This is a genomic window from Streptacidiphilus jeojiensis, assembly GCF_042510965.1.
GTDB classification, from domain to species: Bacteria; Actinomycetota; Actinomycetes; order Streptomycetales; family Streptomycetaceae; genus Streptacidiphilus; species Streptacidiphilus jeojiensis.
Window position 1 is genome coordinate 700,272 of sequence record NZ_JBEUKS010000002.1, and the last position, 22,580, is coordinate 722,851.

17 protein-coding genes and 1 pseudogene are annotated in these 22,580 nt (G+C 73.4%); 6 read left to right on the forward strand and 12 right to left on the reverse strand.

From position 1 onward, the window contains the following. Positions 1-101: 101 nt before the first annotated feature. Both ABUW04_RS08905 and ABUW04_RS08910 read right to left on the reverse strand, forming a co-directional pair. Positions 102-1,529, reverse strand: coding sequence for an LCP family protein (locus ABUW04_RS08905; protein WP_380563871.1), 1,428 nt, complete (start codon positions 1,527-1,529; stop codon positions 102-104). 113 nt (positions 1,530-1,642) lie between these two features. Then, positions 1,643-3,199, reverse strand: a complete 1,557-nt coding sequence (locus ABUW04_RS08910) for an LCP family protein (protein ID WP_380563872.1) — start codon at positions 3,197-3,199, stop codon at positions 1,643-1,645. 154 nt (positions 3,200-3,353) lie between these two features. On the opposite strand from ABUW04_RS08910, the gene ABUW04_RS08915 reads away from it, so the two are divergent. After that, complete coding sequence (locus ABUW04_RS08915) at positions 3,354-4,433, forward strand: glycosyltransferase family 2 protein (protein WP_037597775.1); 1,080 nt, start codon at positions 3,354-3,356, stop codon at positions 4,431-4,433. A gap of 7 nt (positions 4,434-4,440) precedes the next feature. Here the strand turns inward: ABUW04_RS08915 and ABUW04_RS08920 are convergent, their stop codons facing one another. From ABUW04_RS08920 to ABUW04_RS08940, 5 genes are all read right to left on the reverse strand, one after another. Continuing rightward, the gene (locus ABUW04_RS08920; RefSeq protein ID WP_380563874.1) at positions 4,441-5,715 is read right to left on the reverse strand and encodes an LCP family protein; all 1,275 of its coding nucleotides are present in this window, start codon (positions 5,713-5,715) and stop codon (positions 4,441-4,443) included. 597 nt (positions 5,716-6,312) lie between these two features. Further along, positions 6,313-7,899, reverse strand: coding sequence for an LCP family protein (locus tag ABUW04_RS08925; protein ID WP_380563875.1), 1,587 nt, complete (start codon positions 7,897-7,899; stop codon positions 6,313-6,315). Between the two features lie 51 nt (positions 7,900-7,950). Then, positions 7,951-8,811, reverse strand: coding sequence for a LytR C-terminal domain-containing protein (locus ABUW04_RS08930; RefSeq protein ID WP_380563876.1), 861 nt, complete (start codon positions 8,809-8,811; stop codon positions 7,951-7,953). 93 nt (positions 8,812-8,904) lie between these two features. Beyond that, positions 8,905-10,230 carry an LCP family protein gene (locus ABUW04_RS08935; protein ID WP_380563878.1) on the reverse strand — a complete coding sequence of 442 codons (1,326 nt, stop codon included), beginning with the start codon at positions 10,228-10,230 and terminating at the stop codon, positions 8,905-8,907. A gap of 188 nt (positions 10,231-10,418) precedes the next feature. Continuing rightward, positions 10,419-11,183 (reverse strand): TIGR03089 family protein, encoded by a 765-nt coding sequence (locus tag ABUW04_RS08940; protein ID WP_030264077.1) that lies wholly within the window; start codon positions 11,181-11,183, stop codon positions 10,419-10,421. Positions 11,184-11,326: 143 nt separating this feature from the next. On the opposite strand from ABUW04_RS08940, the gene ABUW04_RS08945 reads away from it, so the two are divergent. Beyond that, positions 11,327-12,256, forward strand: coding sequence for a DNA-3-methyladenine glycosylase family protein (locus ABUW04_RS08945; protein WP_380563879.1), 930 nt, complete (start codon positions 11,327-11,329; stop codon positions 12,254-12,256). Positions 12,257-12,399: 143 nt separating this feature from the next. On the opposite strand, the gene ABUW04_RS08950 is transcribed toward ABUW04_RS08945, so the two are convergent. Both ABUW04_RS08950 and cofD read right to left on the reverse strand, forming a co-directional pair. Beyond that, positions 12,400-13,701, reverse strand: coding sequence for a coenzyme F420-0:L-glutamate ligase (locus ABUW04_RS08950; protein WP_380563881.1), 1,302 nt, complete (start codon positions 13,699-13,701; stop codon positions 12,400-12,402). Beyond that, positions 13,698-14,657 (reverse strand): 2-phospho-L-lactate transferase, encoded by a 960-nt coding sequence (gene cofD / locus ABUW04_RS08955; RefSeq protein WP_380563882.1) that lies wholly within the window; start codon positions 14,655-14,657, stop codon positions 13,698-13,700. The genes ABUW04_RS08950 and cofD overlap by 4 nt, the downstream gene beginning before the upstream one ends. A gap of 91 nt (positions 14,658-14,748) precedes the next feature. On the opposite strand from cofD, the gene ABUW04_RS08960 reads away from it, so the two are divergent. Beyond that, on the forward strand, positions 14,749-15,804 hold the full coding sequence (locus tag ABUW04_RS08960) for an NAD-dependent epimerase/dehydratase family protein (protein ID WP_380563884.1): 1,056 nt from the start codon (positions 14,749-14,751) through the stop codon (positions 15,802-15,804). A gap of 58 nt (positions 15,805-15,862) precedes the next feature. Here ABUW04_RS08960 and ABUW04_RS08965 read toward each other — a convergent pair whose 3' ends face one another. Together ABUW04_RS08965 and ABUW04_RS08970 are read right to left on the reverse strand one after the other, a co-directional pair. Then, the gene (locus ABUW04_RS08965; RefSeq protein ID WP_380563885.1) at positions 15,863-17,023 is read right to left on the reverse strand and encodes a sensor histidine kinase; all 1,161 of its coding nucleotides are present in this window, start codon (positions 17,021-17,023) and stop codon (positions 15,863-15,865) included. Then, on the reverse strand, positions 17,020-17,844 hold the full coding sequence (locus ABUW04_RS08970; protein WP_084715397.1) for a response regulator transcription factor: 825 nt from the start codon (positions 17,842-17,844) through the stop codon (positions 17,020-17,022). Before ABUW04_RS08970 ends, ABUW04_RS08965 begins: the two co-directional genes overlap by 4 nt. 40 nt (positions 17,845-17,884) lie before the next feature. Between ABUW04_RS08970 and ABUW04_RS08975 the strand changes: the two are divergent. From ABUW04_RS08975 to ABUW04_RS08985, 3 genes and pseudogenes are all read left to right on the forward strand, one after another. After that, positions 17,885-18,580, forward strand: a pseudogene (locus tag ABUW04_RS08975) (glycosyltransferase family 2 protein); the annotation flags it as partial. 36 nt (positions 18,581-18,616) lie between these two features. After that, entirely contained in the window at positions 18,617-19,387 is a 771-nt protein-coding gene (locus ABUW04_RS08980; protein ID WP_380563922.1) for a TIGR04282 family arsenosugar biosynthesis glycosyltransferase, read from the forward strand. Continuing rightward, entirely contained in the window at positions 19,384-20,118 is a 735-nt protein-coding gene (locus ABUW04_RS08985; protein ID WP_380563887.1) for an SAM-dependent methyltransferase, read from the forward strand. The genes ABUW04_RS08980 and ABUW04_RS08985 overlap by 4 nt, the downstream gene beginning before the upstream one ends. A gap of 1,422 nt (positions 20,119-21,540) precedes the next feature. Here the strand turns inward: ABUW04_RS08985 and ABUW04_RS08990 are convergent. Beyond that, positions 21,541-22,161: a cysteine dioxygenase gene (locus ABUW04_RS08990; RefSeq protein WP_380563889.1), complete on the reverse strand. Its 621-nt coding sequence runs from the start codon at positions 22,159-22,161 to the stop codon at positions 21,541-21,543. Positions 22,162-22,580: the final 419 nt, after the last annotated feature.

A 22,580-nucleotide genomic window follows, 5' to 3' on the forward strand; every position in this document is an offset into this window, starting at 1 on the left:
AGCGCGCGCGGCGCACGGCGGCGGGCCGCACATTGGCCCGTCCGCCGTACGCCCCGCGCGCCGGTCGGCGTTCGTCCCCCGCCCGTCCGCGACCGCCGGTCTCAGCTGGAGAAGGTCGGCACCGTGGTGTCGTTCTTGAAGGCGTCGAAGACCTGCTTCGCCTCGGTCATGTTCCACTTCACCGCGTCGCCGTCGGCCGGGGTCGGGTAGTTGGCGTTGGCGATCGGCACGGTGATGGTCTTGCCCTTGCCGCCCTTGACGTCCTTCATCGCGAAGAACATCGAGCCCAGGTCGGTGAGCCCGGTGTTGTTGTCCACGGTCAGCAGCGACAGGCCGCTGTCCAGGGTCGGGTAGAGGGTGAACGGGTTCAGCAGCGTGCCCGCCGAGGTCGCCTTGTGCGACAGCGCGGCCAGGAACTGCTGCTGGTGCTGCATCCGGGCCAGGTCCTGGGTGGCCTCCTGGTGCCGCTCGCGGACGAAGGCCAGCGCCTGCGCGCCGTTCAGGGTCTGGCAGCCGGCCTTGAGGTTGGCCCCCGACGCCTTGTCGACGATCGCCTTGTCCAGGCACATGTCGATGCCGCCGAGGTCGTTCACCACGTTGACGAAGCCGGAGAAGCCGATCTCGGCGTAGTGGTCGATGCGGATGCCGGTGTTGTACTCCAGCGTCTGCACCAGCAGCGCGCCGCCGCCCTCGGCGAAGGCCGCGTTGATCTTGTGCTTGGCGGCGCTGTGCTTGACGCCCTTGCTGTCGGTCCAGGCCGGGATGGTGACGTAGGAGTCGCGCGGGATGCTCATCAGCGTGTTCCCGTTGGAGCCCTCGTGCAGGATCATCATCGAGTCGGTGCGCGCGCCGGTGTCGTACCCGGTGTGCAGCGCCTGCTGCTGCGCCTTGGTCAGACCCTGGCGGCTGTCCGAGCCGATGACCAGCCAGTTGGTGCCCTTGCCGGCGGCCGGGCGGCCGGCGTAGTCGACCAGCACATTGCTGTGGGTCAGCTTGGAGTCGGCCCAGAAGTAGGTGCCGACGCTCACCACCAGCAGCGTCAGCACCACTGCAAACAGGGTGAACCTGATCTTGCGGCTGCGGGACCACTTGCGCCGTCCGGAGCCCGGGCCGGTTCCGGCGCCGTTGCCGCCGCGCCCCGGCCCGCCGGGACCGGTGGAGCGCCCGGGACCGCGCGGGTCCAGCTCCGGCGGCAGGCCGGAACCGGGCGAGCCCTGCTTGCCGTAGGAGGGCTGCTCCCCGTACGACGGCTGCTGCTGTTGCGGCACGGGCCGGCCGACCTGCTGCCCACCGGACCGGCGGCCGGCGCCGGGACCGCGCGGGTTGAGCTCGGGCGGCAGCGGCTGCTCGCCCTGGCTCTGCGCCCGGGGAGCCCCGGGCCGGCCGTAGCCGCCGCCCGGGTAGCCCGACCCGCCCTGCCCGGCCCGGCCGTCCTGGCCCGGCCGGCTGGTGCGGGTCTCCCAGCCGCTGATGTCGCCGGCGTCCCGGCGTCCGCCGGTCCCGTTGTCCCACCCGTCGTGCGTCGTCATACGCCAGAGGATGCCCTGTTTTCCTGTCCGTCAGGGGCGGAGAAGGTCGATTTGGGCAGGCTGTAGCAGTTTTGATGCACGTCGGTGAAGGGTCCGTGGCGCTGTCCCGGGGATCAGGTGCAGACCACGGTGTCACCACGGGTGGCGGCGATCGACGGCCCGGCGGTCGGGGCGGCGGTCGGGGCGGCGGTCGGGGCGGCGCTGCTCGCGACCGGCGCGGGGGTGGTCGGCTTCGGTACGGGCACCTTGGCGACACCGGTGAAGTCCTTCCCCAGCACCACCTGCATGGTGCCGCCGAGCCCGGCCACCGGCACCAGCTGGGCTCCGGGCAGTGCGGCGGCCAGGGTGCGCACCGACTCGTCCCAGCGCGGGTCGTACCGGACCACGGTCCGCGCCGCGGCGTCCGGCCCGGGGGCGTTGCTGGCGTAACCGCTGGTGGCGAAGCCCTCGGCGCGCAGCAGCCGGTCCGCCCTGGCGCCGAGGCCGGCCACCCCGGAGCCGTTCTGCACCTGCACCCGGACCCGCCCGGGCGGGACGGTCGGCTGCGCCTCGGCCTTCCCGCCCGCCCCCGACGAGCCCGCCGCCGAGCCCGACGCCGAGCCCGCCGACGAGGGCGACCGGGACGGCCTGGGGGCCGGCGGCGTCAGCGGCCGGTCCTCGCGCAGCGCCGTGAACAGCGCGGCGGCCCGCGGCTTGTCCCAGAGCACGGTGGAGCCCCAGCCGGGCACCACGTGGTTGAGGTCCGCCAGCGGCACGGTCGCGAAGGAGGCGGAGGAGGGCCGCAGGTCCTTCATCCGGGTGGCCAGGGCCAGCAGGTCCTTGTCGCTGAGCCCCTCGTCCGCCTTGACCGAGGCCAGCACCGAGGAGAGCACCCGCTGCAGCCGCAGCGGGTTGAGCAGCGTCCCGGAGCCGGTCGCCTGCTGGATGACCTGGGCGACGAACTTCTGCTGGCGCTGCATCCGGCCCAGGTCGGCGGTGGGGTCCACATAGCGGGCACGGACGTACTTCAGCGCCGTCGCGCCGTCCAGCCTGGTCGTCCCGGCCGGGAGGTCGAGCCCCGACTTGGGGTCGTGCAGCGGCCGGTCGGTGCAGACCGGTACCCCGCCCAGGGCGTCGACGGTGGAGACGAAGCTGAGGAAGTTGAGCTGGAGGTAGTGGTCGATGCGCAGCCCGGTGGCCTGCTCGACGGTCTCCACGGTCAGCGGCGGCCCGCCCATCCCGTAGGCGGCGTTGATCTTGCCCATGGACTCCGGCACCGGCTGCCGGGTGGCCAGGTCCTGGTGGGCCGGGATGTCGACGTAGCTGTCACGCGGGATGCTGACCACGCTGGCGCCGTCCCCGGAGGCGGACAGGTGCACCAGCATCATGGTGTCGGTGCAGTGGCAGGCCTCCCCGCCGGCGTGCAGCGACTGCAGGATCCGCTCGGGTACGCCGTCCCGGTCGTCGGTGCCCACCACCAGGATGTTCATGGCGTCGTCGTCGGCCGGGCGGTGGGTCAGCCCGCCGAAGACATTGACCCGGCCGATGGAGTCGCCGACCCCGCTGACCACGGCCCGGCCGATCCCGCTGGTGGCCAGCACCGCGCAGGACAGCGCCGAGGCGGTCCACAGCACCCGCCGGCGCAGCGGCGAGGCGGCGGTGCGGGCTGGTTTCCGGGGATCGGCAGGCATCCTTCGGATCGTAGGACGGGACGGGCGGCGCACCGCGCAGCACCGCCGGGGTGTCGTCGCTGTCCCCCCGTCAGGTGAATTCATTCTGATGATGTGACCATTCCGCTGCCGGGGTTCGGCGCAGCCCGGCGCCCGACGGTACGGTTGGCCGCATATGAACGCCAACGCCGCCTCCAGCGCCTCCGGGGCGCAGCCGCTGCCGCCCGTATCAGTGATCATGCCGGTGCTCGACGAGTCCCGGCACCTGCGTGACGCCGTTCGGGAGATCCTCGCCCAGGACTACCCCGCCCCGATCGAGGTGGTGATCGCCCTCGGACCGTCGAAGGACGACACCGACCGGATCGCCGCCGAGCTGGTGGCGGAGACCGCGGGCAGCGACCGCGAGGTGCGGACCGTCGCCAACCCCAGCGGCCGTACCCCTGCGGCGCTCAACGCCGCGATCCGCGGCTCCCGCTTCCCGGTGGTGGTCCGGGTCGACGGCCACGGCCTGCTCACCCCCGGTTACATCGCCACTGCGGTGCGGCTGCTGGACGAGAAGGGCGCCGCCAACGTCGGCGGGATCATGCACGCCGAGGGCGAGACCGCGTGGGAGAAGGCCGTCGCCGCCGCGATGACCTCCCGGATCGGCGTCGGCAACGCCGCCTTCCACACCGGCGGCGAGGCCGCCCCGGCCGACACGGTCTACCTCGGGGTGTTCCGCCGTACGGTGCTGGAGCGGCTCGGCGGCTACAACGAGGAGTTCCTCCGGGCCCAGGACTGGGAGCTGAACTACCGGATCCGCCAGGACGGCGGCCTGATCTGGTTCACCCCGGAGCTGCGGGTCACCTACCGGCCGCGCCCCAGCGTGCGCGCGCTGGCCCGGCAGTACCGCGACTACGGGCGCTGGCGCCGGGTGGTCTCCCGCTACCACAGGGGCTCGGTGAACCTGCGCTACCTGGCCCCGCCGGCCGCGCTGCTGGGTGTGGTCCTCGGCCTGGTCGGCGGCGTGCTGCTGCACCCGCTGCTGTTCGTCGCCCCCGGCGGCTACGCGGCGATGATCCTGCTGGGGTCGCTGCGCGAGGGGCGCGGGCTGCCGCTCGCGTCCCGCGCCCAACTGCCGCTGGCCCTGGCCACCATGCACATGTCCTGGGGGTGGGGCTTTCTGACCAGCCCCCGCTCGCTGGCCCGCCGCGTCATCGCCAGCGCCGTCCCGGTGGCCGGTGCGGTCGACAGCTGGGGCGCGGCGGCGCGCTGAGGCTCCGTCAGAGCTTGGGCTGCGACGGCGGAGTGCTGCCCTTCCACTGGTAGTTGGGCATGACGTTCATGCAGCCGCTGTTGTCGTCGGCGTTCTTGGCGTGCGAGTCGGTCGGCACCGACCCCTGCTTGGGCAGGGTGGTGCGGAAGTCGTCGCCGCTGGGCCAGTCCAGGCCGATGTCCAGGGTGACCCCGGTGGCGTCGGCCGACTGCTTCAGCGCCCCGGCGGTCAGGTGCAGCGCCGTCGCCACCTCCGCTGCCTGGGCCTTCAGCGCGGCGGGGTAGGTCAGCGTGCTGGTCTTCGCGGCCGTGGCCGGGCTGTTGCCGACCTTCGACCCGGTGAAGCCCAGGCCCTTGAGCGCGGTCACCATGCCGGAGGCGCGGTTGTCGAAGCTGCCGCCACTGGCGTTGACCACGGTGACCGTGAAGCTGCCCTTGGCGGGCGGCGGGGTCGCGCTCTTGGACGGGGCGGGCGAGGGCGTCGCCGATGCCGATGCGGCGGGGGAGGCCGTGCTGCCGTCCAGCGGGATGTCGTTGGCGATCATCGAGAAGAGGTGCTGGGCCTTGACGGGTTCGGGCACCAGCCAGGCCGTGGGGTTCTTCGGATCCGCGATGTACGGCATGGTCACCGACTCGATCCGGTCCGTCTTCACCCCCTTGAGCTGGTCCGCCAGCCCCAGCAGCTTGGTGACGCTGTTGAGGTTGTCCGAGAAGACGATGCTCTTGACCGCGCTCTGCGCCAGGCTCAGCATCTTGCCCGGGTCGGTCACCGTACCGTTCGAACGCAGGGTCCGGATCAGCGAGTTGAGGTACATGTGCTGGGCGTCGGCGCGGCCGATGTCGCTGCCGTCCGGGGCGAAGGCGTGCCGGGTGCGCAGCCACTCCAGCGACTGCATCGAGTTGAGCACGATGTGCTTGCCCGCGGCCAGGATCAGGTGCGAACCCTGGTCGTGCAGACCGGTCTTGTCGCGGTAGACGTAGTTGTCGTCGATGTTCTGCGCCAGGCAGACCGGGACGCCGCCGACGGCGCCGGCCATCTTCACCACCCCGCTGAAGTCCACGGTCATCGTGTCGGTGATGGAGATGCCGGTCAGCTGCTCCACGGCGGCCTCGGTGCAGCCCGCGCCGCCGCGGCCGAAGCTGGAGTTGATGATGTAGTGCACCGGCGCGTACCTGGTGCCGTTGCTGCCCGTGCACGCCGGTATGTCGGTGTCGGTGTCGCGGGGGATGCTCAGCATGGAGGCGTTGCTGCGGTCGGCGGAGACATGCAGGATGATCTCCACGTCCGCGTTGCCGGGGCCGCTCTCGTCGCAGGAGCCGCCGAGTGCGCAGTCCTCCGCACTGCTGCGGGTGTCCGTTCCTATCAGCAGGATGTTCAGCGGGGTGTGCCCGCTGGCGTCGGCCTTCGGCGGCGGGAGTTTGTGATCGCCCGCGAAGTGGCTGGTCCTGATATTCCCGTTGAGGTACGAGACATAGGCGAAGGCGGAACCCGCTCCGAGTACCAGAATTCCGGCACTTCCGTACGCTGTGTACTTCAGTATTCGTTTTCGGCCGGTCGCTTTCGCCCGGCCAGGCCGTCCGCGCCGCCCCGAACCTGCGGCCTTGCGGGCTGCCGCCCGACCTCCCCAGGGTTCCTCCTGGCCTCCTCGGCCGGTCGATGACGACGATTGTGCATTTCGACCGGAACGGCCGTTTTCTGGCGACAAGGGACAGCACACCCCCGCAATTGTGATGGCGCGGCCCGCTGCACCCCCGGTGCGGAGCCTGACGGCCTACTTCACCCCCGGTAGCCGCTGGGGATCGACTCTATCCATTCGTGATCTGTCGTCCAGCTGTCGAGGTTCTGAGAATGGGAATCCGGACAGTTCTGGAACATTTCGTCACCATGCGTAAACGGGGTTCACCTTTGCGCATTTGCTCTGATCCCCGCTCTGCTGCGCCGCGGTGGTCGGTACCGCGCCGGCGGAGGGGGTGGCCACGGCCGGGAAGGTGCTGCCGGTCGGCCAGTCGGAGCCGACCACCAGCAGCGGCTGCGCCGCCGTCGCCGACTCGTGCAGGTCCGCGGCGGGCAGGTGCAGGGCCCTGGCGACCAGTTGGGCCCCGGCCAGGTCCGCGGAGGGGTAGCTCAGGGTGGTGCCGTGCTGGTGCTCGGGCGCGTTGAGGCCGTTGCGGGTGCGGGTGAAGCCCTTGGCGCGCAGGGCAGAGGTGAGCGCGGTGGCCCGGCCGGCGATGCCGCTGCCGTTCTGCACGGTGAGGTGCACCTCGGCCGGGACCGCGGGGGCGGCCGGGACGGCGCTCGGCGCGGCCGGGGGCGATGCGGGGGCGGAGGCCGAGACAGAGGCCGAGGCGGAGGCCGTGCCCGCGGGGGCGCCGTGGGCGTCCAGCGGGATGTCGCCGCGCACCATCGAGAACAGCCGCTCCGCGTCGCCCGGCATCGGGATCACCCAGGCCCTGGGGTTGCTCGGGTCCTCGGCGTAGGGCATGGTCACCGTGGTCAGCCGGTCCGGCTGCAACCCCTTCAGCTGGTCGGCGAGCCCGGCCAGCCTGCCCACGCTGTCCAGCCCGTCGTCCACGGTCAGTGCCTTGGTGGCGGCGTCGGCCAGCGAGAGGATCCGGCCCGGGTCGGTGAGCGTCCCGGCCGAGCGCAGCTGGCGCAGCAGCGAGGTCAGGTACATGTGCTGGACCTGGGTCCGGTAGAGGTCGCTGCCGTCCCCGAAACCGTGCCGGGTGCGCAGCCACTCCAGCGCCTGGACGCCCTTGACGACATGGGTGCCCCTGGTGAGCCGCAGGTGCGAGTACGGGTCGGCCACGTTCCCCAGGGTGCAGACCGGGACCCCGCCCACCGCGTCGGCCATGCTCACCACGCCGCCGAAGTCGACCATCATGTAGTGGTCGATGTGAATGCCCGTCAACTGGTGCCAGGTGTAGACGGTGCAGCCCGGGCCGCCGTGCGACAGGCTGTCGGTGATCTGCTCGTGCGGCGACTCGGGGTAGGTCTTCCCGGTGGCCGGGTCGGTACAGGCCGGGATGTCGACCATGGTGTCGCGCGGGATGCTGATCAGCGAGGCGTTGCTGCGGTCCGCCGAGACGTGCAGCAGGATCTCCACGTCGGCGTGGACCGGTCCGCCGACGCTGGCCCGGGCCCCGCCCAGGGAGAGGTCGGCGGCGGTGTCCCGGGTGTCCGAACCGATCATCAGGATGTTCAGCGGGGTGTGCCCGAAGGCGTCCTGGGAGGCGGCGCCCTGGTCGCCGAAGCTGAGCGCACCGTGCTTGATGTTGCTGTCCAGGTACTGCACGTAGCCCCAGGCGCAGCCCGTCCCGATCAGCAGCAGCAGGGCGCAGCCCAGTGCGATCCGGCGGATCCGTACCTGCGGGTGTCCGGGCCGGCACCTGCGTCGCCGTCCCTGGGGTTCGGCCCGGCGGCGGCGGTTGCCGGTCTGGTTGCTGCCTGGCTGGTTGCTGCTCATCGGCGGTGGCCTGCCTTCGTGCTCGGGCGTCTGCGCCCGGTGCGCACCGGGCTAATGGCTGCCGCAGGCCGCCTTCGTCTGACTGCCGGCAGCGGCTGCGGGGGAGGGGGCCGCGAACGGCTTGCCTATGCCGTGGAAGTCCTGACCCAGCGTCAGCACCATGGGGTCGCGCAGGCCGGTGGTCTTCCCGTCGCCGTGCAGTGCGGACGCGGGCAGGCCCATCGCCGCGGCCACGGTGCGGGCCTGGCTGACGTGGTTGGGCGCGTACACCAGGGTGGTGGTCGGCGTCCGGTCCGCGGGGCCGCCGTTGCTGGTGCGGAGCCACTTCTCGGTGTTCTGCATCCAGCTGAGCACGGTCTCGGCCTCGCCGAGGACGCCGCTGCCGTTCAGCACGGTCACCCGGGTGTCCAGCGCGGCGGCCTTCTCACCGGCCAGGAAGCTGCCGGAGACGGCGGGTTCGGCGACCGGGACGGCGGCTTTGGTCGGCGCTGCGGAGCAGGTCGCGCTCGGGCTCGCGGCGGCGCTGCCGGTCGCCGCGGCCTGGGCGGAGCCGCTGTGGGCGTTCGCGGCCAGGACGTAGATGCAGCCTCCGCCCACGGCCAGCAGGAAGCAGGCCACCCCGGCCAGCCAGGGTCCGCTGCGTGCCTGCTGCCGGCGCCGGGCGGCCCGGCGGGGGCCGACGGGCGGCTGTTCCGGACCGGCTCCGGGTACGGGTGCGGGTGCGGCTGGCTGCGCGGACGTGGGTACCGGTGCCGGTCGGGGCGCTGCGGGCGGTGGCAGCTCGCCGGGCAGCCGCATCCGGTACTCGCCGGTCGCCGGATCCAGGACCCAGAGGTCGGCCGGGTCGACGGCTCCGACGCCGTCGGAGCTGTCGAAGCCGGGATCCGCTCCGGTCCCATGGCCCCTCTGCACGTGCCGCTCCGCTCTGCTCCGCTCAGCATTCTTCCGAGTCGGCCACACTAGCCGGTCTGTTCGTGGGGGTGGTGCGAAGGGAGGTGAGAGTGGTCAGGATGATGCGCAGATGTCCTGGTTTGCAGTACGTCCGGTGAAGGTCGGTCCGGGTGTCGCGGAGGAAGGTGCGGCACTGGCGGAGGCCGATCCGGTTGCCCTGCCCTGCACCCCGGCCGCGGAGGCTTGGGACGCGGACGCGGACGCGGAAGGGGATGTGGACGGGGAGGCGGACGCGGACGCGGACGGGGAAGCTGACGCGGAGCCGTCGGTCGCCCCGGAGACCTGTACCGGCTCGTCGTTCCTGATCCGGGCGAACAGCTGGTCCGCCTCGGGCTGCTGGAACTGGTCCCGGTTGGAGTCGTTGACGTACGGCTCCCTCGGTGCGGTGAGCAGCACCAGCTTGTCGCTGGGCAGGTCCTTGAGGCTGGTCGCCAGGTCGTACAGCTTGCCGACGGTGTTCAGGCCGGGGTCGACGGTGATGGCCGAGGTCGCCGCGTCCAGCAGCGGGTACAGCTTGGTCGGGTTGAAGAGCACCCCGTTGCTCTCCACCTTCTGCACCAGCGAGGAGAGGAACTGCTGCTGGCGGCCGATCCGCTCGGTGTCGCTGCCGTCGCCGATGGTCTCCCTGGCCCGGACGAACCCCAGGGCCTGGTTCCCGTTGATGGTCTGCCGTCCGGCCGGCAGCACCAGGTGCGAGTCGGGGTCGTTGACCGGCTTGGCCAGGCAGACCTGGACCCCGCCGACGGCGTTGACCATGTTCTTGAAGCCGTTGAAGTCCACCACCATGAAGTGGTCGATCCGGATCTTGGTGAGGTTCTCCAGGGTGCGGATGGTGCAGGCGGTGCCGCCGAACTCGAACGCCCAGTTGAACTGGGCGAACTGGGCCTTGGTACGGCTGCCGTCGGCGAGCTGGCAGGCGGGGATCTGCACCATGGCGTCGCGCGGGATGCTCATCGCGACCGCGCTCTTACGGTCCTGGGACAGGTGCAGCAGGATCGTGGTGTCCGACCGGGCGGTGCCGTTGGGGTCGCCGTAGGCGCTGTTCGCGCCGTCCCTGCTGTCCGAGCCGATGATCAGTATGTTCTCGGCGTTGTAGGCGACCGGGGCCACGGTGGGGCGCAAGGCCGGCGGTCCGAGCAGCTTCTCGGTGGTGGTGTCGGTGTGGATGTTGTGGTTGAGCTTCCGGTAGCCGAGCCACACCGTCACCGAGGCCCCGACCAGCACCAGGCCCAGACCCAGCGCCACCCAGCGGACGATGCGCCAGCGGCGGCGGTGGTGGCGGTACGGGATCGCCGAGGCACCCGGGTCGGTCCCCTCCGCACCGTCCTCGACCCCGGAGGGCGGATTCTGATCCTGTTCGTCCCCAGGACTCTCGGGCACCGGCGAACCACCCCCATGCAGAACAGAACGTGCGTTCACCTGTCAGACGCGCGAACGGTGCAGGTAGTTGCACAGTTTCTCCATGATCACCGCAGAACCCGGCGATCATGCCGCAGACGGCACGCCGACTGCTCCGAAAGGGCGGCGGGCCCGCGCCGAATGGTCCACTCCGGGGGGAGGGCGGACCGTCAGCTGATCCTGCGGGTCACCCGCTCCGACGCCATCCGCTGCTCCAGCACCTCGTCCGCCAGCTTCTCGCTGTTGCGGCACAGCACCACCGAACCGCCCGCGGCCAGCGGCGCCAGCAGGCCGCCGCCGAGTCCGGCCCAGTCGTCGAAGGACAGCGTGCTGAGCACCCGGTCGCCGGGGCCGAGCTCCAGCCGGGCCGCCTGCTCGGCGGCCAGCGACACCACCTGGGCCCCGGTCAGCTGCTCGCCGTCGATCACCAGGGCCGGACGGTCCGGGTCCACCGGGGCGTAGGGGACGAAGCGGTCGCCCTGGGCCGGCACCTCGGCCGCGTAGTCCAGGAAACCGGCCGGCAGCTCGGGGAAGCGCCCGCCCAGCGGCCGCAGCGCCAGCGCCACCCGCTCACCGGGGCAGGCCAGCGCCTGCTCCAGGGTGTCGGGTCCGCTCACCACCAGCGAGGCCTCGGCCGGATCGCCGCCCGGGAGCACCGTCAACCCCACCGACCAGCAGGCGAACAGCCAGATGGCGGTCTGCCAGTGCGCGGGCAGCAGCAGCGACGCCCGGTCGTCCGGGGCCGCGGCGAGATCGTCCTGCAACAGATTGGCGGTCTTCGCCACCCAGTTGTCGAAGGTCTTGACGGAGAGTTCGACTCTCTCGCCGGTCGCGTCGTCGTAGTAGGTGATCAGTGGACGGGCAGGGTCGGTCGCGAGGGCGGAGCGCAGCAGATCGGCGGGGGTCTCTGCGCCGCTGAGGGGTGTCTGGCTCATGGTGGTGCTCAGCCTATGCCCTGGGGATCGCGAGATTGCGACCCCATCCAGCACCGGTCGGAGAAACCCGGTCAGGAAACGACAACCTCTGCTAGCTCCGCAACCTCGCTCCCCACCCCCGCCACACCCCGTACCCTGGCGGGATGCGTACGGACGAGGCTGCTGAGGCCCAGCGGGTCTGGCGTCCGGAAGGGGCGCTCGATGTCGCCGGCACGCTCGGGGTGCTGAGGTTCGGTCCGCGCGACCCCGCCTACCGGCGCACTCCGGACGGCGCGCTCTGGCGCTGCTCGCGCACCCCCGGCGGGCTCGGCACGCTGCGGGTGGCCGGCACCCCGGCCGAGGTCGAGGCCAGGGCCTGGGGCCCCGGCGCCGACTGGCTGCTGGACCGGCTGCCGGCGCTGCTCGGCGCCGAGGACGACCCCTCCGGCTTCGACCACTGCGGCAACGCCCTGCTCCGCGAGGCACACCGGCGCAACCCAGGGCTGCGGATCGGCCGCACCGGCCTGGTCATGGAGTCCCTGGTGCCCGCGGTGCTCGGCCAGCGGGTCACCGTCGGCGAGGCGCACGACGCCTGGCGCACCCTGCTGCTGCAGCACGGCGCGCCGGCGCCGGGACCGGCGCCGGCCGGGATGCGGATCATCCCGTCCGCCCGGGACTGGGCTGGGATCCCGTCCTGGGAGTGGCACCGCGCCGGCGTCGACGGCAAGCGCTCCGCCGCGGTGGTCCGCGCCGCGAGGCTGGCCGCCCGCCTGGAGCAGGCCTCGGTGCTGCCGACCCCGGAGGCCACCGCGCTGCTCACCGCGGTCCCCGGCATCGGGGTCTGGACCGCCGCCGAGACCCTGCAGCGCAGCAACGGCGACGCCGACGCGGTCACCGTCGGCGACCTGCACCTGCCCAACACCGTCGGCTGGGCCCTGGCCGGGCGCGAACGCAGCGACGACGCGGTGATGCTGGAACTCCTGGAGCCCTACCGAGGCCACCGCCACCGCGTCTGCCGGCTCCTCCGCGCCGCGCGCCTCCGCGCGCCCCGGCATGCACCGCGGTACGCCCCGATCGACTACCGAGGGATCTAGGGTGCGGCGTGTGCATGGCTGGTCGCGCAGTTCCCCGCGCCCCTAGGGGGCTGCAACTGGCTCAGTTGCAAACGTGCAGGGGCGCGGGGAACTGCGCGACAAACCATGCACAGCCCGCCCCCGAAGTCCCGTCAGAAACGGCTTCAGCGCACCTCGATGAACGCCGCCTCATCCCGCCGCGCCCGCTGCCCCGCGCCCCCCGCAGGGTGTCCCACGGCGACCGCCCCCATCGGATCCCACCCGTCCGGCAGCGCCAGCACCCCCCGCACCACGTCCCGGCAGAACATCGTGGAGGACACCCACGCCGTCCCCAACCCCTCTCCCGCCAGCGTGACCAGCAGATTCTGCACCGCGGCGCCCATCGCCACCACGAACATCTCCCGCTCCGCGGCCGCCCGGCCGGCGTCGGGATAGTCGTGCGAGCCGTCCATCACCAGGCAGGGCACCACCAGGTACGGCGCGTTGCGCAGCACATCGCCCCGGCGCACCCGGGTCGCCACCCGCTCCTCGCTCCAGCCGTCGAGCTCCCGCAGGTCCCGGTTCCAGGCCGCGAGCATCGCGTCCAGCAGCCGGGTCCGCACCTCCGCGCTCTCCAGCAGCACGAACCGCCACGGCGTGGTGTGGTGCGGCGCCGGCGCGGTCACCGCCGCTGCCACCGCCCGCCGCACCGCGGCCCCGTCCACCGGCTCCGCGGTGAACGTGCGCACCGTGCGGCGTCCGAACACGGCCTCCCGCACCGCCTCGGAGGTGCCCAGCCGGAACATGTCCTCGGCCGCGCTGCGGATCATCGGGCGGACGCCAGCGCCGTCCTGCTCCGTCACCAGCCGGCCCAGGCCGCGGACCACGGCCACCGGCAGGCCCCCGGCCTTGCCCTTCACCAGGTCGGCCGCGGCCGCCAGTTCGTCGGCGGTGGCGGTGACCGTCATCGACAGCTCGTTGCCGTGCGAGTCCAGCCGGCCGCGGTGGTCCTCCAGCACGTCGATCCCGGCCGCGCCGATCGCGACGTCCGTCAACCCGTTGCGCCAGGGTCGCCCGAAGGTGTCGGTGACCAGCACCGCCACCCGACGGCCCGTCAGTTCGCCGACCCGCTTGCGCAGCGCCCGGGCCGAGGCGTCCGAGTCCTCCGGCAGCAGCAGCACGGTCCCGGCCGGGGTGTTGGAGGCGTCCACCCCCGCCGCGGCCATCACCATCCCCTGCCGGTTCTCCACGATCCTGGTCCGTCCGCGCCGGGCGACCACCCGCACCGTCTCGGCGTCGATCGCGGCCTCCCGGTCGTCGGCCCGCACCGTCCGGCCCTCGGCCTTGCTGACCACCTTGGACGTCACCAGCAGGACGTCGCCGTCCGCCAGGGTGTCGCCCACCGCCGCGGCGACCAGCTCGCCCAGGTCGTCGCCGGCCGCGATCTCCGGCAGGCCCTCGACCGCCCACACCCGCAGCGCCGTCACCGGGCCCGCACCGCCTCCGCGAACGCCAACGCCTCCCGCGCCATGGCCGCGCTGGCGTCCACGTCCGTCATCCACAGCGGCACCGCACGGCACGGGATCCCGGCGGCCTCGACCTCGGCCACCGCTCCGGCGTCCGACTCGTCCACCAGCCACCCGTCCAGGAGTTCGCTGCCGTAGTGCCCGGCCACCGCGGCGGCGGAGGTCTCCACGCCGACCGCGGCCAGCACCTTGTCCGCCATCCCGCGCACCGGCGCCCCGCCGATGATCGGCGAGAGCCCGATCACCGGGGCCTGCGCCGCGACCACGGCCTGCCGGATCCCGGGCACCGCCAGGATCGTCCCCACGCTCACCACCGGGTTCGACGGCGGCAGCAGGATCACGTCCGCCTCGGCGATCGCCTCCAGCACCCCCGGCGCCGGGGTCGCCGTCTCCGCACCTACCGGAATGATCGCCAGGGCCGGCACGGTGGCATGGTGCTTCACCCAGTACTCCTGGAAGTGCACCGCCTTGCGCTCCCCGTCGATCTCGGTCAGCACATGGGTCTCCACCCGGTCGTCCGACATCGGGATCAGCCGCACCCCCGGCTGCCACCGGGCGCACAGCGCCTCGGTGACCGCGCTCAGCGGGTACCCGGCGCCCAGCATCTGGGTCCGCACGATGTGCGTGGCGAAGTCCTTGTCCCCGAGCCCGAACCACTCGGGCCCGACCCCGTACGCCTTCATCTCCTCCTTGATGGAGAAGGACTCACCGGCCCGGCCCCAGCCCTGCTCCTCGTGGATGCCGCCGCCGAGGGTGTACATCACGGTGTCCAGGTCGGGACAGACCTTCAGCCCGAACAGATGGATGTCGTCGCCGGTGTTGCCGACGACGGTGATCTCCCCTCCCTCGACCGCCTGCTTCAGCCCGCGCAGAAAGCGCGCGCCCCCGATTCCTCCGGCCAACACCACGATGCGCATGGCGCCCATCCTCGCAGGTACCTCTGACGATCCCCTTACGTGACCCCGCGGCGCACCCCGTCGCGCCCGCCCGGGTCCTAGCGTCGGCGGCATGGATGTCCTCCTCACCGGCGGCGCCGGTTTCATCGGCTCCGCCGTCGCCACCGCCCTCACCTCGGCCGGCCACCGCGTCCGCGTGCTGGACGCGCTGCTGCCCGCCGTCCATCCGACCCGGCAGCCGCCGCCGTTCCCCGACGGGGTCGAGTTCGTCCGCGGCGACGTACGCGACCGCGCCACCGTGGACGCCGCCCTCGACGGGGTGTCAGCCGTCTGCCACCAGGCCGCCATGGTCGGCCTCGGCCTCGACTTCGACGACGCCCCCGAGTACGCCGGCTGCAACGACCTGGGCACCGCCGTGCTGCTCGCCGCCATGGCCAGGGCGGAGGTGACGCAGCTGGCCCTGGCCGGATCCATGGTGGTCTACGGCGAGGGCCGCTACCGCTGCCCCGAGCACGGCGACGTCGCCCCCGGACCACGCCGCCCGGCCGACCTCGACGCCGGCCGCTTCGAACCCCCGTGCCCGCACTGCGGCGCCGCCCTCACCCCGCACCTCGTGGACGAGACCGCGGCCGCCGACCCGCGCAACGTCTACGCCGCAACCAAGTTGGCCCAGGAGCACCTGGCCTCCGCCTGGGCCCGCGCCACCGGCGGCAACGTGATCGCGCTGCGCTACCACAACGTCTACGGCCCCAACATGCCCCGGGACACCCCCTACGCCGGGGTGGCCTCGATCTTCCGTTCCGCCCTGGCCCGCGGCGAGGCCCCGCAGGTCTTCGAGGACGGCGCCCAGCGCCGCGACTTCGTCCACGTCGCCGACGTGGCCTCGGCCAACGCGGCGGCGCTGGCCGAGCTGACCCGGTGCGGTCCGGGCCACTTCCGGACCTACAACGTCGGCAGCGGCACCGTGCACACCATCGCCGACATGGCCGGGGCGCTGGCCGAGGCCGCCGACGGCCCCGCGCCCGTCGTCACCGGCCGGTACCGCCTGGGCGACGTCCGCCACATCACCGCGGACTCGCGCCGGCTGCGCGAGGAACTGGACTGGCAGCCGCAGATCTCCTTCGAAACCGGCATGAAGGAGTTCGCGACCGCCCCGCTCCGGTCCTGACCGGGCAGGACCGACCTGCTCCGGGCCCCTCGGAACGGCCCTGTCGGCGAGCCGGATCTCAGCCGCCCGCCGGCAGGGCGATCTCGAAGCAGCAGCCGCCCATCACGTTGTGCACCGAGGCCCGGCCGGCGTGCGCCTCCACGATCCCGCGCACGATCGCCAGCCCCAGCCCCGCGCCGGTGTCCCCGTGGTGCTGCACGGCTCCGCCCTGCACCGTCCCGCCCCACGGGGCACGGGGCGTCCGGGCGCTGCCGCTGCGCCACCCGGTCTCGAAGACCCGGGCGAGGTCCTGCTCGTCGATGCCGCCGCAGCCGTCGGTGACGGACACCACGACCTCCCGCTCGTCCCGCCGGGCCGCCACTGCGACGGTTCCGTCGGCCGGGGTCGACCGGATGGCGTTTATCAGCAGATTGCCCAGCACCCGGGTGATCTCCCGGCTGTCCACCTCCACCGGCGCCGGCGCCACATGGCCGCCGATCAGATGGACCCCGCGCTCCTGCGCCAGCGGGTACGCCCCGGCGATGGCATCGCCCACCAGGTCGTAGACGGACACCCGGGACAGGCTGAGGGTCAGCGCCCCGGCCTGGATCCGCGACAGCTCGAACAGGTCGTCGACCATCCCGGTGAGCCGGTCGACGTCGATCCGCATCCGCGCGTGGTACCGGCCCGGGTCGTCGGCGACCCCGTCCTCCAGGGCCTCGGCCATGGCCCTGAGCCCGGCCAGCGGCGTGCGCAGGTCGTGCGAGATCCAGGCGATCAGCTCGCGCCGCGAGTGCTCCAGGGCCCGCTCGCGCTGCCGGGACTCGGCCAGCCGCGCGCTGGTCGCCTGCAACTCCGAACTCAGCGCCGACAGTTCGGAGTTCAACGGAGCGGCCGGGGCGGTGAAGCCCTCGTCGCTGCCGACCGTGCGGGCGGCGCGGGCGAGGGCCCGGCTGCCGGCGACCACCTGCCTGCTGAGGAACGCCGCGACGATCAGCGAGACCACGCAGCCCATGCCCAGGATGATCGTCACCACGACGTAGTCGTGCTTGTCCAGCAGCATGGCCTGGGCGACCGCCACGGTGCTCGCGGTCAGCGAGGCCGCGGTCACCAGGGCGACGGTGAACAGCGACAGCGCCAGTGACCGCCGGCGCAGCAGCACCACGGCGGGCCAGCCCAGCAGCCCGGCCGAGGCGGCGCCGAGCGCGGCGTAACAGGCCATCGTCACGTAGTCGTTCATGCCGCAGCCTCCACGACCGGGTCGAAGCGGTAGCCCACGCCCCACACCGTGGTGATCAGCTGCGGGGCGGCCGGATCGTCCTCGACCTTCTCCCTGAGCCTGCGCACATGGACCGTCACCGTCGACATGTCGCCGAAGTCCCACCCCCACACCTTGTTCATCAGCTCCTCGCGTCCGAAGGCGGTGCCGGGGTGCTGCACCAGGAAGGCCAGCAGGTCGAACTCCCGCAGCGTCAGCGTCAGCTCCCGCCCGGCCCGGTGCGCCCGCCGCGCGGACGGGTCCAGCACCAGGTCCCCGGCCTGCACCGGAGCAGTCGGCTCGGCCGCCTCCGCGGTGCCGGGCGTTCCGGCCGTCCCGGACGCCGAGGACGCCGCGCTGCGCCGCAGCACCGACTGGATCCGCAGCACCAGCTCGCGCGGCGAGAAGGGCTTGGTGACGTAGTCGTCCGCGCCCAGCTCCAGTCCGCTGATCCGGTCCTGCTCGTCCCCCTTGGCGGTCAGCATGACGATCGGCACCCCGCGGGCGCCGGGGTCGGCGCGCAGCCGTCGGCAGACCTCCAGGCCGTCCATCTCGGGCAGCATCAGATCCAGCACGACCAGATCGGGCCTGCCGGCGGTGGCCTGCGCCAGGGCGGCCACACCGTCGGCAGCGCGCTCGACCGAGTAGCCGGCGTGGTGCAGATAGCGGGTGACGACCTCGGCGACGGTGGGGTCGTCGTCGACAACCAGAATGCGGGAAGGGGACACAGGTCGAGGGTAGAAGGCTCCGGGCCGTGCCGACCGGGTTCGGACGGACGGCGTAGGACTTCCGTAAGGATCCATTGAGGCATTTGTCCCCCTTGTCGCTCATACCGTGAGCGCCATGACCAATCCTCATCAGCCCCTCCAGGCAGCCGCCCCTCGGGTAGATGTCGTGCTGCCCTGCCTCGACGAGGCGGAGGCCCTTCCCTGGGTCCTCGACCGGATGCCGCCGGGATTCCGGGCGATCGTCGTGGACAACGGTTCGAGTGACGGTTCCGCGGAACTCGCGCGCAGTCTCGGCGCCCTGGTGGTCCACGAGCCCCGGCGCGGCTTCGGCGCCGCCTGCCACGCCGGGCTGCTCGCCGCCACGGCGGAGTACGTCTGCTTCTGCGACTGCGACGCCTCGCTGGACCCGGCCGAACTGCCGTCGCTGCTCGATCCGGTCCGCGACGGTACGGCGGACCTGGTGCTGGGGCGCCGCCGCCCCACCGCGCGCGGGGCGTGGCCGCTGCACGCCCGGCTCGCCAACGCCGAACTGGCGCGGCGGCTGCGGGCCCGCACCGGCGCGCCGCTGCACGACCTCGGGCCGATGCGGGTCGCCCGCCGGCGACGGCTGCTGGACCTGGGACTGGGCGACCGGCGGTCCGGCTACCCGCTGGAGATGGTCCTCGGGGCCGCGGCCGCTGGCATGCGGATCGCCGAGCGGGAGGTGGCCTACCGTCCCAGGGCGGGCCGCTCCAAGGTCACCGGCACCCTGCGCGGCACCCGGCAGGCGGTCCACGACATGGGCGCCCTGCTGGCGGCCCCGGCGCCGACGTTGCTGGTGCTGGCCAAGTCGCCGGTCCCGGGCCGGGTGAAGACCAGGCTCACCCCGGCCTGCACGCCCGAGCAGGCCGCCGCCCTGGCCGAGGCCGCCCTCGCGGACACCCTGGAGACCCTCGGCCGGGTCCCGGCCGGCCGGCGGATCCTGGTCCTGGAGGGTGCGCCGGGACGCTGGCTCCCCCCGGGCTGGGAGGTCTTCCCGCAGGCCGGCGGCGGCCTGGACGTACGGCTGGCGCAGGCCTTCGCAGCGGTGGCCGACGGTGCGTCAGGTGACCGGACGCCGGCCCTGCTGGTCGGCATGGACACCCCGCAGCTGAGCGCCCGGACCCTGGCCGAGGCACTCTCCGCACCGGCCAGGACCGGGGTCGACGCCTGGTTCGGCCCGGCGGTCGACGGCGGCTTCTGGGCCCTGGGGCTGGCCCGCCCCGACGCCGAACTTGCCCGCCGGCTGCTGGTCGGCGTCCCGATGTCCACCGGGACCACCGGAGCGGTGCTGCGCGGACGGCTCGCGGCCGAGGGCCTGCGCGTCGCCACGCTGCCGCCGCTGACCGACGTCGACACCGTCGCTGAGGCCGCGGAGGTCGCCGGACTCGCCCCGGACACCCGCTTCGCCGAGACCTGGCGCGGGCTGTCCCCGACGGTCCCGTCCCGGACGGTCCCGTCCCGGGCCGCTCTGCTCCCGCCCGCCGTTCCCCGCTCCGCCGTGTCTGCGTCAGCTCTCTCCTCGCCCGCATTCTCTTCGTCCGCTGTGTCCGCATCCGCCCTGTCCACGACGCCCGCCCCTGGGGGTACGACCCGGTGACCCCGACGACCACCGCCGCCGCTCCGAGCCAGATCCACACCCCGATCCCGACCGTCACCCCTGCCCTGCACCCCGCCCCCACGCCCACGCCCACACCCTGGGCGGCGGACCCCTTCGCCGAGGCGATCCGCCGCGGCCGCGGCCCGCTCTGGCTGCGGCGCACCGACGGGCACCGCTACCCCCTGGACGTGGCGCGCTGGTGCGCCGCCCCGGACGCCGCCGATCGGACCCTGCTGCGCCGCTGCCTGCACCGGGGCCTGCCCGCCATCGACCTGGGCTGCGGCCCCGGCCGCCTGGTCGCCGAACTCCAGGCGCACGGGCTGCCCGCGCTGGGCGTCGACATCACCCGCGCCGCCGTCGCCCGCACCCGGGGCCTCGGCGGAAGCGCGCTGTGCCGCTCGGTGTTCGACCCGCTGCCGGGGGAGGGCCGCTGGGGCACCGCCCTGCTCGCCGACGGCAACGTCGGCATCGGCGGCGACCCCGGTGCGCTGCTGGCCCGCGCCGCCGACCTGCTCGGACCCTGCGGCCACCTGCTGGTCGAGGTCGAGTCGGAGGAGTTGGAGGAACGGGTCACGGTGGCGGTCGAGGACGCCTCGGGCCGCCGCGGGCCGACCTTCCGCTGGGCCAGGCTGGGCGCCGCCGCGACCCTGCGCGAGGCGGTCGGCCGGTTCGACCTCGCCGACTCCTGGACCGCCGGCGGCCGCAGCTTCCTCGCCCTGGAGCGGCTATGAGTTCCGGCCCCCGAAGCCGCCGCGGCCCTCGTAGCTTCCGCGACTCCCGGCGCGCCGGGACGGTATGGACCCTGCTCTGCGCCGCCACCCTGGCCGCCCTGACCGCCTGCCTCGCCAGGACCTTCACCAGCGGCGCCACCCTCTGGCAGCTCGGCCCGCTGCACCACCTGTACGTCGCCGACGGCCTGCTGTTCGCGCTCGCGGTGCTGCTGCTGCGCCGGGTCCCGCTGCGGCACACCGCCGCGCTGGTGCTGGCCGGCTCCGCCGCCGTCGCCCTCACCGGACTGCTCGCACCACCCCGGACCAGCGACGACGCCTACCGCTACCTCTGGGACGGCCATGTCCAGGCGGCCGGGATCTCGCCGTACACCTATGCGCCGACCGATCCGGCGCTGGCCCCGCTCCGTGCCGCCGATCCCGCGCTGTTCCCGGTCACCGGCTCCTGCCAGGGCTGGGACCTGCACCAGGCCGGGTCGGTCTGCACCCACCTGAACCGGCCGACCGTGCACACCATCTACCCGCCGGTCGCCGAGGTCTGGTTCCTCGGCCTGTACGAGGCCGGCCGGCTCACCGGCGGCCACGGGGTGCGCACCGCACAGGTCGGCGGAGCGGCGCTGGCGGTGACCACCACGGCCGCGCTGCTGCTGGTGCTGCGCCGGAACCGGGCGCCGCTGCACCGGGCGGCGCTCTGGGGCTGGTGCCCCGGGGTGGCGATGTGGGCGGTCAACGACGCCCATGTGGACACCCTGGGGGTGCTGCTGGTGGTCTGCGGACTCGCCGGGGCGGCCCAGGGCCGGAGAACCGGGGCCGGGGCGCTGCTCGGCGCAGCCGTGGCGACCAAGCTCATCCCGGCCCTGGTCCTCCCCGGCGCGCTGGCCGGGGTGCTGCGCCGACGCCCGGCCTGGCGCGACGTGGTGGTGCCCGCCGTCGCCACGCTGACCTTCCTGCTCTGCTACCTGCCCTACGTGCTGCTCTCCGGCCCGGCCGTGCTCGGCTACCTGCCCGGCTACCTCCAGGAGGAGGGCTACGACCAGGGCACCCGGTTCGGCCTGCTCACCCTGCTGGGACTGCCGCAGCGGGAGCTCCCCGCCCTGGTCGCGGCGGTGCTGCTGGTGGCCGTGCTGCTGGTGCTGCGCTACGGCGACCCGGCCCGGCCGTGGCGCGGGGCGCTCACGGTCACCGGCACGGCACTGTTCCTGGCGGCTCCGGGCTACCCCTGGTACGGGCTGCTGGTGGTGGGTCTGGTCGCGCTGGACGGCGGCTGGGAGTGGCTGGCCCTGCCGGCGGCGGCCGAGGTGATGATCGTGCTGGGCCGCGGGATGCAGCAGCCGGCCTACGCCGGCGCCCTGTGCGTGGTGCTCGCGGGCACCGCCCTGCGGCTGCTCGCCCGGACGGCGGACCGGGTCGGTGCGGTCGGGGCGGTCAGTGCTCCGGCAGCGCCTCGGCCACCGCTTGCTGCGCGTGCGGCTGTGCCTGGGTCGGCGCCTGCGGCTGTGCCTGCTGCTGCCGTCCCCAGCCCGATCCGTACGGGGTCATCTCGGTGAGTCCGGGGAAGTAGACGTGCAGGCTCACGGCCGGCTCCAGCGAGGTGTTGACCATCTCGTGCAGGTAGCCGGGGGCGAACACCCGCTGCGCGCCCTCGGCGAGCAGCCGTTCGGACTGCCCGGCGCCGGTGAGCGAACGCTCCGTCAGTTCGCCTTCCAGGACCGTGAGCACCCCGGACGAACGGCCGTGGTCGTGCCGCCCGCTGCCCTGCCCGGGCAGCCAGCTGAGCAGCCACACCTCGTACCCGGCCCCGGTCTCCAGCCGCGCGTACCAGCGGGTCAGCGCGTCGTAGCGGACCAGCGGGCGCCAGCGGTCGCGGTCGGCGGCGACCCGTCGGGCCAGGGCGGCGAAGTCGCCGACGCTGACGGGGTGGGGCAGCGGTGCGGGCGCGAGGTGCGGCCAGGCGAGCGGGTCGCCGGCGATGCTGACGTCGCTGAGCCCGTCGGCCCAGGGCGAAACCGTGCCGGAACCCGGCACCGGGGGTGGGAACGAAGACATGGGGTGATGTCCTTGCTGGCGCTGCGGCTGGGGGTGGGTGCTTCCCTAAGGGGCCGCACGCGGCGACCGGGAGGTTCGGCACCGGGAACGACCACAGGGCCCGACCGGAGGTCAGGCCCTAGCTACAGCGGCAACAGAGCGCACTGGCGGCACGGCGGAGCTCGGTGACGAGGCTCTCGGAGTGGACGCGCTGCTCTGACATAGCCGACAGCACATCCTTTTCTCCTACCCGCTGTCAAACCTGACCCTCCGGACAGTGGCTGACATCACCCGATCGGGGGATAAATCACCTCTCGGGTTTGCCGGTCAAGATCGCCGGGAACGACGCGCTCAACGCCCGTGTTTCGGCACTGCCTCCTGGGGCTGCTGTGCAACCGGGTTCTTCGCAGTCCTCGTCCTCCCCTCCGTGGGGTTGCATG